General features: G+C 57.8%; 15 protein-coding genes. 8 read left to right on the top strand and 7 right to left on the bottom strand.

Annotated elements, in window-relative coordinates; all coding sequences use genetic code 11:
* Positions 1-487 precede the first annotated feature (487 nt).
* The 3 genes from BM116_RS13550 to BM116_RS13565 all read right to left on the bottom strand — a co-directional run bounded on the left by BM116_RS13550 (position 488) and on the right by BM116_RS13565 (position 3,454).
* A complete protein-coding gene (locus BM116_RS13550; RefSeq protein ID WP_083728772.1) occupies positions 488-2,056 on the bottom strand; it encodes a tyrosine-type recombinase/integrase in 1,569 nt (522 codons plus the stop codon).
* Between the two features lie 322 nt (positions 2,057-2,378).
* The gene (locus BM116_RS13560) at positions 2,379-3,065 is read right to left on the bottom strand and encodes an RES family NAD+ phosphorylase (RefSeq protein WP_083728774.1); all 687 of its coding nucleotides are present in this window, start codon (positions 3,063-3,065) and stop codon (positions 2,379-2,381) included.
* Positions 3,059-3,454, bottom strand: a complete 396-nt coding sequence (locus BM116_RS13565; RefSeq protein ID WP_407920317.1) for an antitoxin Xre-like helix-turn-helix domain-containing protein — start codon at positions 3,452-3,454, stop codon at positions 3,059-3,061. Before BM116_RS13565 ends, BM116_RS13560 begins: the two co-directional genes overlap by 7 nt.
* Before the next feature lie 307 nt (positions 3,455-3,761).
* Here BM116_RS13565 and BM116_RS13570 point away from each other — a divergent pair, with 307 nt between their 5' ends.
* The gene (locus BM116_RS13570; protein WP_090475213.1) at positions 3,762-5,081 is read left to right on the top strand and encodes an MFS transporter; all 1,320 of its coding nucleotides are present in this window, start codon (positions 3,762-3,764) and stop codon (positions 5,079-5,081) included.
* A gap of 38 nt (positions 5,082-5,119) precedes the next feature.
* Here BM116_RS13570 and BM116_RS13575 read toward each other — a convergent pair whose 3' ends face one another.
* The 4 genes from BM116_RS13575 to flgA all read right to left on the bottom strand — a co-directional run bounded on the left by BM116_RS13575 (position 5,120) and on the right by flgA (position 7,642).
* Positions 5,120-5,869, bottom strand: coding sequence for a flagellar brake protein (locus BM116_RS13575; protein WP_083726575.1), 750 nt, complete (start codon positions 5,867-5,869; stop codon positions 5,120-5,122).
* A gap of 68 nt (positions 5,870-5,937) precedes the next feature.
* A complete protein-coding gene (locus BM116_RS13580) occupies positions 5,938-6,396 on the bottom strand; it encodes a flagella synthesis protein FlgN (protein ID WP_083726577.1) in 459 nt (152 codons plus the stop codon).
* Positions 6,397-6,474: 78 nt separating this feature from the next.
* A complete protein-coding gene (flgM, locus tag BM116_RS13585) occupies positions 6,475-6,801 on the bottom strand; it encodes a flagellar biosynthesis anti-sigma factor FlgM (protein ID WP_083726579.1) in 327 nt (108 codons plus the stop codon).
* A gap of 130 nt (positions 6,802-6,931) precedes the next feature.
* Positions 6,932-7,642, bottom strand: coding sequence for a flagellar basal body P-ring formation chaperone FlgA (flgA, locus tag BM116_RS13590; RefSeq protein WP_083726581.1), 711 nt, complete (start codon positions 7,640-7,642; stop codon positions 6,932-6,934).
* A 108-nt stretch (positions 7,643-7,750) separates the two neighbouring features.
* Between flgA and BM116_RS13595 the strand changes: the two genes are divergently transcribed.
* The 7 genes from BM116_RS13595 (at position 7,751) to flgF (ending at position 13,708) form a co-directional block, all read left to right on the top strand.
* A complete protein-coding gene (locus BM116_RS13595) occupies positions 7,751-8,698 on the top strand; it encodes a chemotaxis protein CheV (RefSeq protein ID WP_083726736.1) in 948 nt (315 codons plus the stop codon).
* Between the two features lie 33 nt (positions 8,699-8,731).
* Entirely contained in the window at positions 8,732-9,559 is an 828-nt protein-coding gene (locus BM116_RS13600) for a CheR family methyltransferase (protein WP_083726583.1), read from the top strand.
* Positions 9,560-9,791: 232 nt separating this feature from the next.
* Positions 9,792-10,199, top strand: a complete 408-nt coding sequence (flgB, locus tag BM116_RS13605) for a flagellar basal body rod protein FlgB (protein WP_083726585.1) — start codon at positions 9,792-9,794, stop codon at positions 10,197-10,199.
* Between the two features lie 2 nt (positions 10,200-10,201).
* A complete protein-coding gene (gene flgC, locus BM116_RS13610) occupies positions 10,202-10,642 on the top strand; it encodes a flagellar basal body rod protein FlgC (protein ID WP_083726587.1) in 441 nt (146 codons plus the stop codon).
* 17 nt (positions 10,643-10,659) lie between these two features.
* On the top strand, positions 10,660-11,340 hold the full coding sequence (flgD, locus tag BM116_RS13615; protein WP_083726589.1) for a flagellar hook assembly protein FlgD: 681 nt from the start codon (positions 10,660-10,662) through the stop codon (positions 11,338-11,340).
* Positions 11,341-11,377: 37 nt separating this feature from the next.
* The gene (locus tag BM116_RS13620; protein WP_083726591.1) at positions 11,378-12,775 is read left to right on the top strand and encodes a flagellar hook protein FlgE; all 1,398 of its coding nucleotides are present in this window, start codon (positions 11,378-11,380) and stop codon (positions 12,773-12,775) included.
* A gap of 195 nt (positions 12,776-12,970) precedes the next feature.
* Positions 12,971-13,708 (top strand): flagellar basal-body rod protein FlgF, encoded by a 738-nt coding sequence (gene flgF / locus BM116_RS13625; protein WP_083726593.1) that lies wholly within the window; start codon positions 12,971-12,973, stop codon positions 13,706-13,708.
* Positions 13,709-13,720: the final 12 nt, after the last annotated feature.

Here is a 13,720-nt window from a genome sequence, read left to right on the forward strand (position 1 = left end):
GGCGTGTGGGGGTATTTGTCCCTAATTAGGGACAAATAGGTATTGGCTGCTGTCAAATTGACAGGGCTTTCGATGCGGTTGCCGAAGATGAACGTCATATCTGCCACCTGCCGCTTGAGCCTTGGCAGATGCGGGGGCTGGGAAGGTGCGAGACCATCAGGCTGTATAAGCTTAGGCGGAAAGCCTGAGCACGGATACTTCCCGGCGGGCGCCCTGTCTGTCATTAATCTTGCGCGATGGAGATTTCGACACGAAGAAGGTGCTATACACTGAAAATTAGATTATTAGCGCTATAAAGTAACAAGTGGCTGGCGTGATCTCAGCATGCCCGGCAGCACTTTCTATAACTGGTGGAGCAAATATGCCGGTGTGGATGTAGTGAGCGTAGTGCCCTTTTAACGAAGTAAAGTCATTTCTTAGGCCGATGATTCGTAGGGCGCCTAGATTGTTATGTATCTCAGGACTGATCTGAAAATCTACAATATAATTATATGTCTCTAATGCTGACTATTACTTCCTTTCCTACCCTGGCGAGCATGTTTGAAAGAGATTCGAACGTGAAACTTTTCGATAGACCTTTCTCTATCTGCCCTAAGCGCTGGGCACTAATGCCTAGCACTCGAGCTGCTTCCGCTTTACTTATGTTTTGCTCTTTTAGCCAAGCGGATAACGCGTTAACCAACGTGGCCATTACGATGGAATGTGCAGCCGAATAAGGCGTCATTTTTTGACCCGCTAATTCTGCAGCGCGGGGCGCGATTGATTCAGGGGATTCACTATTGGATCCAAGCAGTGCTGTAGTAACTACATAGGCCCACTCATGCCAGATAAGTTTCTGCTCCTCCTGATGCCGGTTTTTGTTGTAGGTTTCCTCTAATCGTGGTTTCGAGTGGTTGAGCATACTCTCGATAACATCACGTGTTGCCCCGCAACGTTGGCTCCACCCTGTAGATGCTGACCTTCTAAGGTCGTGTGGTGAGAAAGGTTCGAAGTCTTGTAGCGGAGCAGGGTGAGTTGTGCGGCTTGTACTTGATCCCAAAAGTCGGGCGATGGCAGTGTTGATGCTATCGGGATGGATAGCAGTTCCCCGGCCTTGTCCGCTGAATACGAAGTCGTTGCCCTCGAACATTTCCAAGTTTTGTAGCAGCTGGATGGTTTCGGGTGCGAGGTAAACAGTATGGGGACGGCGGTTTTTTGTCCTTTCTGAATTAATTTCCCATGTGCCTGATTGCAGGTCGAGTTCCTGCCAGCGCATGCCGGCAACCTCATCGCGTCTTGCGCCGGTCAATATCAAAATCTTTATGGCTGTGCTGAGATGCTTTCCGAGCAGGCCGGCTTCTTCCTGAGTTTCCAGGGTTTGCCAAACGCGGACTATTTCTGGAACCGTGAGAAAACGCTTGCCTATGGCGCCAGCAGAGCCACCAATTTTGCCTGATGTAACCCCGCGCAGAGCGTTGTCATCAATGAGCTGACAGTCTTCCGCATAGCTGAGCATTGCGCGCAGGACATTTAGTTGGTGCCTAGCTTCAACCGGGACCGTTGTTGCTAGCTTTCTAAGAAATGGCACGAGTATCTGTCGGTTGACGTCGCGCACCAGCAACGGTCCGAGCTCGGCTTTGCAGTATCGGTTCCAGCGAGCCTGATGCTCCCTGACCGTTTTGGGGGCCGGAATTCGTTTTGATCGTTGGCTGGGAGTTGCGCCATAAAATTGCAGCCATTCGTCAAAAAGTGACTGCATCGTTGTTGCCTGCTCGTTTGACTTGATCCGAGCTTGCCAGGAGAGGCGTGGGTCCAGCCCATCGGCTGCGAGATTGTAACCTTCCAGGTGTTTGTCCTTGGCCTCCTGCAACGTCATGGACATTGCGTTACCGATCGTCACGTCGACAGGCTTACCTTTGATGATGTAACGGGCAACGTATTTGCGCCCAGCTGCAGCTGTGACTTTGACGTATAGTCCTGACCCGACATGGCTGTGTACGGCTCGTCGATAGAAGGGTTTTAAAGGGTTTGGTTTGAGCTTGCGGATCAGATCTTGGTTATTCAGTGCCTTGGCCATTTAGGTTCTCAGGAGGCTGAAGATATCCTCAAAATGATACACGTTTTAATACCCGAAATCTGAGCGATACCCTGAATGAACACGGTGTTTTATGACGCTTTGTGGATTTTTAGGTTTTTGATTTTTAAGGAAAAAAGATGTTTGTGGTGTGTGTTGAAATACACCTGAAACCGCCTCCTAAGCGGTAGGTCCCCGGTTCGAATCCGGGCTCGCGCGCCAGTAAAAACAAAGGCTTGCCCGGTTTTTAATCGGCAAGCCTTTTGTGTTTTTGGTGCATGGTGGCAGCTTTGGCGGCACTATAGGCTCAGTTTCCTGCCTACACTCAAAACACCGACAATTTCCCCACACTGGTAATGCCGTCAGACCAGATCATTTCGTAGGCGGCGGTCTGGACGCAGCTGTGTACGATTTTTGGGGTGAACAGGCCCCAGCAGAGGGCGTGCTGGGTCTGGTTGCGTACCGACCAGTACTTCACGCCGTTGGCGCCATCCTTGCGTAGGCTGGCGCCGAAGGCCTGGCTGGCGCTGTAGTCGGCTGGTGCGTAAACGGGGTCGCTCATGGGGCGGTCGGTCAGATCAAGCAGGCCGTGGTCTGCGAAGGTGCAGCGCAGGCCGCGAAACAGCATGCGTTCGTATGCCAGTGCCGGTACCTTGCTCCAGTACAGTTGCTGGTGATGCCTTACCTCAAGTACGGCGGTTTCGATGGTGTCTGCGACATAGAGCACACCGTAGCTGCCGTTGCTGAAGCGCGAGCCTGCCGGGTTGACGTGGGTGAATGGGGCGGTGGCCATGTTGCAGCCGTTGATGCCAAAGGGGATGTCGGCGGTGTTGATCAGCTGCAGGTTGCCCAGTTCGTTTTGCAGGCGGGGGTTGGTCAGCTCCTGAAGCAGGAACAATGCGTGGAAGTCGTCGGCGTCGGCGACATCATCAAACAGCGAGGTTGACGGGTATTTGCTGTTGATCAGGCGGTAGCCCGTGATACTTGGCGCCGAGCTTGCCGCGCTTACCATTGGGCCCCGCGGAGGCTGTCGATGCGGCGAAAGGTTTCGTACAGGGCAATCATGTCGCCGCCTTGCACGACGTCCATTGGGCTTCTGCCGTTGAAGAACTCGTTGTGATTCTCCATTTGCATGAAGCCGTAGACGTTGGCTGGGTTATCAAACAGCATGCGCAGGGCGCTGTGGATGTTGAGTACCAGTGACACGCGTTTGAGCTGGTCTTCATCCAGCGACACGGCCTTGTCTGTCCGCGCGCGGCTGATGGTGCTGCGCGATACTCGCAGAATATTGCCAGCCTGCTCGGTGCTGGTTTTCCATTTGGCCAGGATGTTCAGCGCGGTGCGCAGACCGACCAGGGCCATGTCTTTCTTTGCGGCGGCGGGTGCTGTGGTCATGGCGATGCCCGTTGAGTTGCTGGTGTTGGTTCAATGCTCCTTTATATTGCGCCTGCTGAAACGTAATATCAAATTTTGTGTCTTGAGAGTCTGTTTGGTGCTGCGCTCAGGGCGCTTTTACTGCGGAACACCGGCTGCTATTGCCTGTCCACAAATGCATTGCCGCCGAATCCGTGTCTGCAGGCGCTGTTTCATGTAGATTCGGCTACTCTTGTTAGGCGCTGATCTCGCCTGCATCGTGCCCGGTCGGAGTGCCGGGTTGGCAGGTCGGTGTTTAATCGCTTTCACGCACTGCAATCGCTACGGAGTTTGGATGTCTCGCGCGCTTACGGCCTTTTCCTCATTGTATTTCGCTACGCTGCTGATGCTGCTGGGCAGTGGTCTGTTGAGTACCTACCTGGGGCTGCGGCTGGCGGCCGAAGGGGTTAGCGAGTTGTGGATCGGTCTGTTGATGACCGGCTATTACGCAGGCCTGGTGGCGGGGGCGTCGATCGGGCACCGGCTGATCGCCCGGGTGGGGCATATTCGCGCCTTTGTGGCCAGTGCCGGCGTTGTCACGGCCTCGGTGCTGGGGCATGCGCTGACGGAGTCGGTGCAGGTCTGGCTGGCGCTGCGGGTGCTGGTGGGCATGGCGATGATGTGTCAGTACATGGTGCTGGAGAGCTGGCTGAACGAGCAGGCCGAGTCGCACCAGCGGGGCATGGTGTTTGCCAGCTATATGGTGGTTACCTTCCTGGGGCTGGTGCTTGGCCAAGTGGTGTTCGCACTCAAACCGGAGTTGGCGATTGATCACCTGCTGTATGTGGCGATGTGCTTCTCCCTGTGTCTGGTGCCGGTGGCAACCACCCGCCAGATTCACCCGGCACCGCTGCATCCGGCGCCGCTCAAGGTAAAACTCTTTGTGCAGCGTATTCCCCAGGCGCTGACGACCATTGCGGTGGCGGGGCTAATGCTAGGTGCCTTTTACGGTATGGCGCCGGTGTTTGCCGGTGCGGTTGGGCTTAACAACTCCGAGATCGGTATGTACATGGCGGTCACCATTTGTGCGGGCTTGGCGGCCCAGTGGCCGGCCGGTTGGCTGTCTGATCGGGTGGATCGCAGCCAGCTTATCCAGCTCAATGCGATGGTGTTGACGGCTGTCTCGGTACTGATGGCAATCGGTTTCATACCGGGCGGTGCGCTGATCTTCTTGACGGCGTTGTTCGGGTTGATGGTCTTTACCCTGTATCCGATGGCAGTGGCGCTGGCCAATGACCATGTGGAGCCCGATGACCGGGTACCGCTGTCGGCGATGTTGCTGGTGACCTTTGGTCTGGGTGCCAGTATCGGGCCGCTGCTCAGTTCGGCCATGATGAAGCTGTGGGGGCCGAGCATGCTCTACATCTTCATGGCGGCCTGCAGTGCCATTCTGGTGTTCCGCGTGCGGGCCGATGCGGTTACTGGCGAGAACTTGGTCGAAGCTGCGCCCCTGCAGTTCATGCCGGCGGCCGGTAACCTGGCCAGCTCACCGCTGGCGGCAGCCTTTGACCCGCGCGTTGATGAGCAGGCAGTAGCCGATCAGATGACCGATGAGGATGCCGCGGCGCCTGCCGCCGCTGAAGAGGTAGCAGAAGACGATCACCTGCCAGGGTGATCGTCTTCTGCCGGTCTGGCGTGGTTATGGAGGAGGGCCTAGAACAGGTCTTCCCTCTCCAGTCGGCGGGCCTCGCGTTGCAGATAGTTGACGAAGCGATCGATGCTGCGCTGCGCCAGCGCGCTGGGCTGTTTGAACATCAGGCCGACGTGGGTCTCGTTGGCGTCTTCTCGAAAATGCACGTGGCGCACTTCAGCTGCCACTTCCACCCGACCTGCATCCGGCAGGTAGAGGATGGCGGGTGTGTACAGCTCGCCCGCCGTCATGGAACGGCTCAGGTCTCCCTCCAGACGCACCTTGCAACCGGTGGCTGACAGGTCCATCAGATAGGCGGTGAAGCGTCGCTGGCGCTCCGGGTGCGCCAGTTCGATGGCGATATCGGCAGTGCGTCGGACGCTTGCCCGAAAGGCGCCTCGCTTCTGGTGGTAGTGCATCTCTTCAGGTACGCCGGTGGCGTAGGCCGGGGCATCTTCCAGTTGAACCTGGGTGGCGCCGGGGCAGTGCCAGCGCATGTGAATGCCTTCATGCCAGGCGTCGATACGGAAGGGCTCGCCCTGGCTGGCGTACTTGTCGCCTTCTCGCGGGATCATTTCATCGATCCACAGCTCGGCCTGATCGGTATCAAGCTTGACGATAAAGCTCTGGAATTTCTGGTTGCGGTCGGCAAAGGTAATGGTCAGCGGGTCGCGACTTTGCATCAGCGTTTTGAGCAACGCCATGATTTCGACTTGGGCGCGGATTTCGCGGGGCGGCTGTGGGTCAGCTTCTTGTGAGAATAGGTTGGACACGTCTGCTACTCGGTTTCAGCAATAAATTGACAACTATACACAGCGTGCTGGCGCTTTGGCATATGCGATCAGGCTTTGGTGAGGTCGCGGGTCTGACCGCTGCGGCTGGCGTTGCCCAATTGGTCATAGACGCCGGCGCTGGGTTCGCCCTGATTACGCAACAGATCCAGCAGTGAGCGGGTTGCGTGCTGGCTGTGGCGCACCAGTCGGGCGTTGCGATCATTGGCTTGCTGGCATGCGCTCAGCGCTGTGATGAAAGCCTGATAGGCCGCAGACAGAGCCGGGTCTTGCTGGGCTTTGATGTGATCGGCCAGTTCGCCCAATTGCAGCTGGTTCTGCTGGCAGTAGCTCTTGATCTGCTGGTCGTGGCGGATCAGTTGTTCGGCGTAGGGGCGTTTGGCGTCAAGAATTTGCTCAAGGTTGCCGATATCCTGACCGGTCAGCGCGTCGCGTTCCTGGTCAAGCAGGGCCAGGTAGGACTGGCAGTCTTGTTCGGCTTGCTGAAAGTGCGGGTGCAAGGGGTGCATGACCTGCCTCCTGGCTGCGCGTTAATTGGATGCTGCAGCCAAGAGTACAGGCACGGAGGGCTCGGTGACTACTGCCTGTCAGCCTTCCAGGTTCAGCAGCTTGTCGGCAATGCGGCTGCTGTCCGGTTTGTAGCTGCCATCGGCGATGGCCTGACGCAGTTGACTGACGCGCTCGCTGTCGACCTCGGGCAGGTCGCGCAGCTTTTCTTCGATGGCCTGCAGTTGCTGCGCCTGGGCGCTCAGGTTGACCGAAGAAGGAGCGTCGCTCTTTTCTGCCTGCTGCGCTGCAGTATCGGGGGTGCGATCGGTTACGGCGCCGGCTTCGCGCTTGGCGGCGGCACTGCTGGCTTGGCTGTTACGGCCGACGCCATTGGCTCCGTTGGGCGAGTTGAAGTCGATGACCATGATAAATTCCTCAAGCTGTTAAATCTTCTCTAACCGCTGTAACGGCAACGCGATGGAAAACTTTAGGGAAAATTTGTGTGACGACGATCACAGCCCTGCAGGGCCCGAGTATACCCGTTTTATTGGCGCATCACATGCCAGCCTCAACCTGTCCGGGGCCGGTCACCCGCGCGCGTATCACGCGGTTTGAGCGGGTGTTGCGCACGCGAATCTGCTCCCCTTGGGTACCGTCCTCCAACGCTTCCCCCGGCATTTTTACCGACACGCTGCTGTTGCCGGAGCTGATCACCACCTTGTCGCCACGGCGCACAATGCGGTTGTTCTCAAGCTGGGTGTAGCTCAACACGGTGTCCGCCGAGACGTTGCGCTTGAGTTGCATGCCGATGGCCTGGGCCGGATCAAGCAGGTAATTGCTCCCCAGTAACCCGGTGTCTCGTTCGGCCAGGTGCACATCCTCTGCGCCCACCACCGAGCCACGCGACAGCGGGCGGGTACTGACGACCACCGGTTGAAACAGGCTGACCTGCGCCGGTACAAACAGCCGCCAGGGGGAGGGTGCACTGCAGCTTACGCGCACGGTTACGCGGCCCACCGGTGTGGCCGGGCTTTCAAGGCTTGCGCTCAGCGCATCGTCATTACATAGCGGCAGACGCAAACGTTGATCCAAGCGACTAAGCTGTATCTCATGGCGCGCTTGCAGGCCGCTACTGGCGACATGTTCTTGCACTTGCTGTTCAAGAAAGTCGCGGGTGGCGCCGATAAGCTGTTCGATGAGCGGGTTTGCGTGGAGACTGGCGGAAAAAAAAATCGCCAACGCCGCGCACCCGGTGATAAAACGCATACAATTACCTACATTTCTGATGTGTGGTGCGTGTCGGATTGCTGTCGCTTGCAGGCAGGTCTTGCAGGAAACATGCCGCATCACCGTGTTGACGATGAGGAGCAGCCCATGGCTGGTGTGATGGATTCAGTCAATCAGCGTACGCAGCTGGTTGGGCAGAACCGACTCGAACTGCTGCTGTTTCGCCTGGCTGGCAATCAGCTCTATGGCATCAACGTTTTCAAGGTCAAGGAAGTGCTGCAGTGTCCGCGCCTGACGGCCATGCCCAAGTTGCACCCGGTGGTGCGGGGTGTCGCGCACATCCGCGGCGGCACCCTGCCAATCCTAGACCTCAATCGCGCGACCGGTGGTCCGGGGCTGGACAATCTGGATACCGCCTTTGTGATCATCACCGAGTACAACTACAAGGTGCAGGGCTTTCTGGTGCGCTCGGTCGAGCGCATCGTCAACATGAACTGGTCTGAAATCCATCCGCCGCCAAAGGGCACCGGTCGTGAGCACTACCTGACCGCCGTCACCCGGGTCGACAACCAGATGGTCGAGATCATTGACGTGGAGAAGGTGCTGGCTGAGGTCGTGCCGACCAACGAGAATATCTCTGCCGGCGTGGTCGATGCCGATACCCAGGCTGAGGCTGTGGCCCGCCGAGTGCTGATTGTCGACGACTCCTCTATTGCGCGTAAGCAGGTCACGCGTTGTCTGCAGGAGGTGGGTGTCGAAATTGTGGCGCTTAACGATGGCCGACAGGCGCTGGACTGGCTTAAGGCGCGGGCCGACGAGGGTGAGGACGTCAGTCAGAGCTTGCTGATGATGATCTCCGACATCGAAATGCCAGAAATGGACGGTTATACGCTGACCGCCGAGGTGCGTAACGATCCACGACTTAACCGCCTGCACATCATGTTGCACACCTCGTTGTCCGGTGTGTTCAACCAGGCGATGGTAAAAAAGGTAGGGGCAGACGATTTTCTTGCCAAATTCAAACCGGATGACCTGGCCCAGCGTGTCATCTCTCGCCTGCACCTGTTACGTGAAGGCGGTGCTGGTGAAGCGTGATAGCTTGAATTCAACAACTACAAGGCAGACTTCGTGACTTTGGCGAATCAGGACTTTCAGCTGTTTCGGGACTTTCTGGAAAAGGCCTGCGGCATTGTGCTGGGCGACAACAAGCAGTATCTGGTCTCCAGCCGCTTGAACCGCCTGCTGGAACAGGAAGGCATTGCCAGCCTCGGCGAATTGGTCAAGCGTATTCAGGCGCAGCCGCGTGGCGGGTTGCGTGAGTCGGTTATCGATGCGATGACCACCAACGAAACCCTGTGGTTTCGTGATGTGTACCCTTTTGAAGTGCTCAAGACGCGGCTCATTCCCGAGTTCATCAAGCAATCGCCGGGGCAGCGCCTGCGCATCTGGTCGGCGGCCTGCTCCTCGGGGCAGGAGCCTTACTCCCTGAGTATGGCGATTGACGAGTTTGAGCGCTCTAACCTGGGTCAGCTGCGCGGCGGCGCGCAGATTGTTGCGACCGACCTGTCTGGCGGCATACTCAATGCTGCCAAGAGCGCTGAGTACGACAGCCTGTCGGTGGCGCGAGGCCTCTCGCCTGAGCGGTTGAATCGTTATTTTGACCAGAACGGCCCTGGCCGCTGGACCGTCAAAACGCCGATTCGTAACCGGGTTGAGTTTCGTGCCATGAATCTGCTGGACAGCTACTCCATGCTCGGCAAGTTCGACTTTGTGTTTTGCCGCAACGTGCTGATCTACTTTTCGGCAGACGTGAAGAAGGACATCCTGCGCCGTATTCACGCCACGCTTAAACCCGGCGGTTATTTGATGCTGGGCGCCTCCGAGGCCCTGAACGGCCTGCCCGAGCTGTACCAGATGGTGCAGTGCAGCCCGGGGATCGTCTACAAGGCGCGTTGATTCGCGCCTTGTGGTATCTGCTTTGCCTTACTTTTTTCCCCTCTTTGCCGCTTGCCGATTCTGTTGCCGGCCTGCCGGTGCTATTGCCGTTTGCCGGTAAGCCTTTGCCGCTTTTCTGACGCGCTTATTCCTATCTCATTGAAAAATAGATGATTTTATATTTGGCACGTTGATTGCTTTGTCATGCTCAGTGACAGCTTTTGGTCAGTTGGCCGAAACGAGGATGGGTGCGATGAGTATCAACTTTGACAATGCGTTGGGCATACACGAGCAGGCGCTGCGTTTTCGCGGTCAGCGGGCAGAAGTGCTGGCCAACAACATTGCCAACGCCGAAACCCCGAATTACAAGGCGCGAGACCTGGACTTTGCCGCCGCGCTGGCAGCGCAGCAGGGCGAGGGTGAAAGCGGCTCGCTGCCGATGGCGCGTACCGATGCGCAGCACATCGCCATCGATGGCTTGATTGATCAGGTTGCAGGGCTGCGTTATCGCAACGCGCTGCAGCCGGCGGTTGACGGCAATACGGTGGATTCGGAGGTCGAGAAGGCCGCCTACACCCAGAACGCCATCGACTTTCAGGCCAGCTTCACCTTCCTCAACAGCAAGTTCAAAGGGCTGATGACAGCCATCAAGGGAGAGTAAGCATGTCCCTCGACAAGGTATTTGATATCGCCGGCTCCGGCATGAGTGCGCAGTCTCTGCGCCTGAACACGGTGGCCAGCAACATCGCCAACGCCGAGACCGTTTCCAGCAGCGTTGATGAGACCTACCGTGCGCGCAACCCGGTGTTTGCCACCATTTTCAACAGCCAGCAGGCCACCGGCGGCTCGCTGTTCAGTCCGGATCAACAGGCGGGTGACGGCGTATCGGTACTCGGCATTGTCGAGTCGGATGCCACGCTGGAGCCGCGCTATGAGCCGGATCACCCGATGGCCAATGAAGAAGGCTATGTGTATTACCCGAATGTGAATGTAGTCGAGGAGATGGCCAACATGATGTCGGCGTCGCGGTCCTACCAGACCAACGTGGAAGTCATGAATACCGCCAAAACCATGCTGCAGCGCGTTCTGACGCTGGGTCAGTGAGCGGAGAGAAATAGACCATGAGCATTAGCAATGTTGCAACCGGTGCCAGCGCGCTGGACCAGTATCAGATCGACTCCGACCGGTTCGCGACTGGGGATGAGTTGGGCAAGGACCAGTTTCTGGAGCTGCTGGTGGCGCAAATGAATAACCAGGACCCGCTCTCGCCGCAGGAAAACGGCGAGTTTATCGCCCAGCTGGCCCAGTTCAGCACGGTCGAGGGTATTGGTAATCTGAACACCTCGATGGAGTCGCTGCTCAGTGGCTACCAGTCATCGCAGGCGTTGCAGGCATCGTCCATGGTTGGTCGCACGGTGATTGTGCCGGCGGACCAGGCTGTGGTGGATACCGAAGCGGGGCTGGAAGGTCAGCTGGCGCTGCAGCAGAACAGCACCAATGTGTTCGTCAACATCTATGACCAGGCCGGCAGTCTGGTGAAAACCATCAACCTGGGCAGTCAGGAAGCCGGCATGCATGACTTTACCTGGGATGGTACCGACGCCAGCGGCAACCTCGCCGAGCCCGGTATCTACACGGTAGAGGCGATGGCATCGATTGATGGCAAGAACACCCAGATGGCGACCCTGTTGCCTGCCAACGTGGACAGTGTGTCCATTGGCGCCGGCAGCAGCGGTGAAATGCTGCTGAACGTAGCGGGGCTTGGCAGCATTAGCCTGTCCAACGTCTACGCAATCAAATAAGTGTCGTCCGACATACTGTAGGTGAGGAGATAAAACCATGGCTTTCAATATCGGCTTGAGTGGTATCCGGGCGGCAGCATCCGATCTGAATATCACCGGTAACAACATTGCCAACGCCGGCACCGTCGGCTTCAAAAGCTCGCGCGCTGAATTCGCCGACGTCTACGCCGCCTCGGTGCTGGGTTCGGGCAGTAATGCCACCGGCAGCGGTGTGGCACTGGCTGACGCGGCGCAGCTGTTCAATCAGGGCAACATCAGTTTTACCGAGAACAGCCTTGATCTGGCTATCAACGGTAACGGTTTCTTTGTGACCAGCAATAACGGCGCAATCAGCTACACCCGTGCCGGTTACTTCGGGACCGACAGCAGCGGCAACATCGTCAACAATGCCGGTGAGCGTCTGCAGGGGTTTGCGGTCAACGCGGTGACCGGTCAGATCAACCAGGGTGTGCAGACTGACCTGCGAGTGGATACCCGCTCGGCCGATCCGAATGCCACCACCGGTGTGGTGTCCACCCTGAACCTGAATTCCACCCAGACCCGCCCGACCGTGTGGACCCAGCAATATGACGCGGCCTACGCGGCGTCTATCGCCACCGCGGCGGACCCGGCCAACCCGACGGCGGCCGAGATTGCTACTGCCGAGGCGGCCGGTCAGGCTGCGGCAGCAACAACCTTTGATCCGACCAACTCGGCGACCTACAACAGCTCTACCTCGGTCACCATTTACGACAGCCTGGGTAATTCCCATGTCATGACCAAGTACTTTGTCAAGAACGACGCCAATAGCTGGGACATGTATGTGCTGATCGATGGCCGTGATGTGCAAAGTGGTGTCGAGGCCTCTGACCCGGCTTTCGATCCGACCACGACTACCCGTTTTGACGTGGACTTCAACAGCGTCGGCGAGCTGACCACCAATCAGCCGTTCAACCTGAGCGGCTGGGTGCCGCTGGACAGCGAAGGTCAGCCCACAGGTGCGGATTCTCCGGTCAACAACCTGACCATTAACCTCACCGGCTCCTCGCAGTACGCCTCCAGCTTTGCGGTGACCTCGGTGAGTCAGGACGGTTTCACCACCGGTGAGCTGGCTGGTCTGGAAATTGACGACGCAGGTCTGTTGGTCGCGCGTTACACCAACGGTCAGACCCGGGTTCAGGGTCAGGTAGTACTGGCAACCTTTGCCAACCAGCAGGGCCTGACCCCGCTGGGGAATACCGCCTGGTCGCAGTCTTACGCCTCGGGTGAGCCGGTGATCGGCGCGCCGACCACGGGCACCCTTGGCAGCATTCAGTCTGGCGCGCTGGAGGAGTCCAACGTGGATATCTCCGAGCAGCTGATCAATCTGATCGTGGCGCAGCGTAACTACCAGGCCAACGCCAAGACCATTCAGACCGAAGATGCGGTAACCCAGGCGATCATCAACCTGCGCTAAGCGCGCAGGCAATAACGCCAACAGAGCGGCAATACCGGCAAAAGGACTTGCCGGTATTGCCGCTTTTGTTTTTTATAACCTTATGAAAATAAACAAAAAAATACTATTTTAAAGGGTTGGCATGATCTCTGCTTGATACTCCGTAAGCAAGCAAAAGCGGCAAATCCTTGTCGCGCAAACGAAGCGGAGCAGGGCATGGACAAATCTTTGTACATCTCCATGACGGGGGCCAGTCAGAACGCGTTGGCGCAGCGCTCGCACGCCAACAACCTGGCCAACCTGACCACTACCGGTTTTCGCCGTGACTTTGAGCAGGCGCGTTCCATGCCGGTCTTTGGTGACGGCTACGCCACCCGCGCCTACGCCATGACAGAGCGCCCCGGCACCGACCTGTCCTCCGGCACCATGATCGAGACCGGTCGTGAACTTGACGTGGCCGTGCAGGGTGAAGGCTGGATCGCGGTGCAGGCGCCGGACGGCTCCGAAGCCTACACCCGCGCCGGTAGCCTGAATATTGACGCTTTCGGCATCTTGCGTACCAGTGGCGGTCTGCCGGTGCTGGGTAACGGCGGTCCGATTGCGATTCCGCCGGCAGAGAAGATCGAAATCGGCTCTGACGGCACCATCAGTATCCGTGCGTTGGGCGAAGGCCCGGCGGTGATGGCCGAGGTCGACCGCATCAAGCTGGTCAACCCGCCTGCTGCGGCGCTGGAGAAGGGCGAGGATGGCCTGATGCACACCCAGGCAGGCGAGGAGCTGGCCGATGGAGCAGTGCAGGTGGCAACCGGTTTTCTGGAGGGCAGCAACGTTAATGCGGTGGAAGAAATGACCGCCATGCTGTCGCTAGCTCGCCAGTTCGAACTGCATATCAAGATGATGCGAACCGCCGACGAGAACGCGCAGGTTACCGACCGCATTCTGCAGATGAGTTAATGCTACTGCGCG

This window comes from Halopseudomonas pachastrellae (assembly GCF_900114765.1).
Lineage (GTDB): Bacteria > Pseudomonadota > Gammaproteobacteria > Pseudomonadales > Pseudomonadaceae > Halopseudomonas > Halopseudomonas pachastrellae.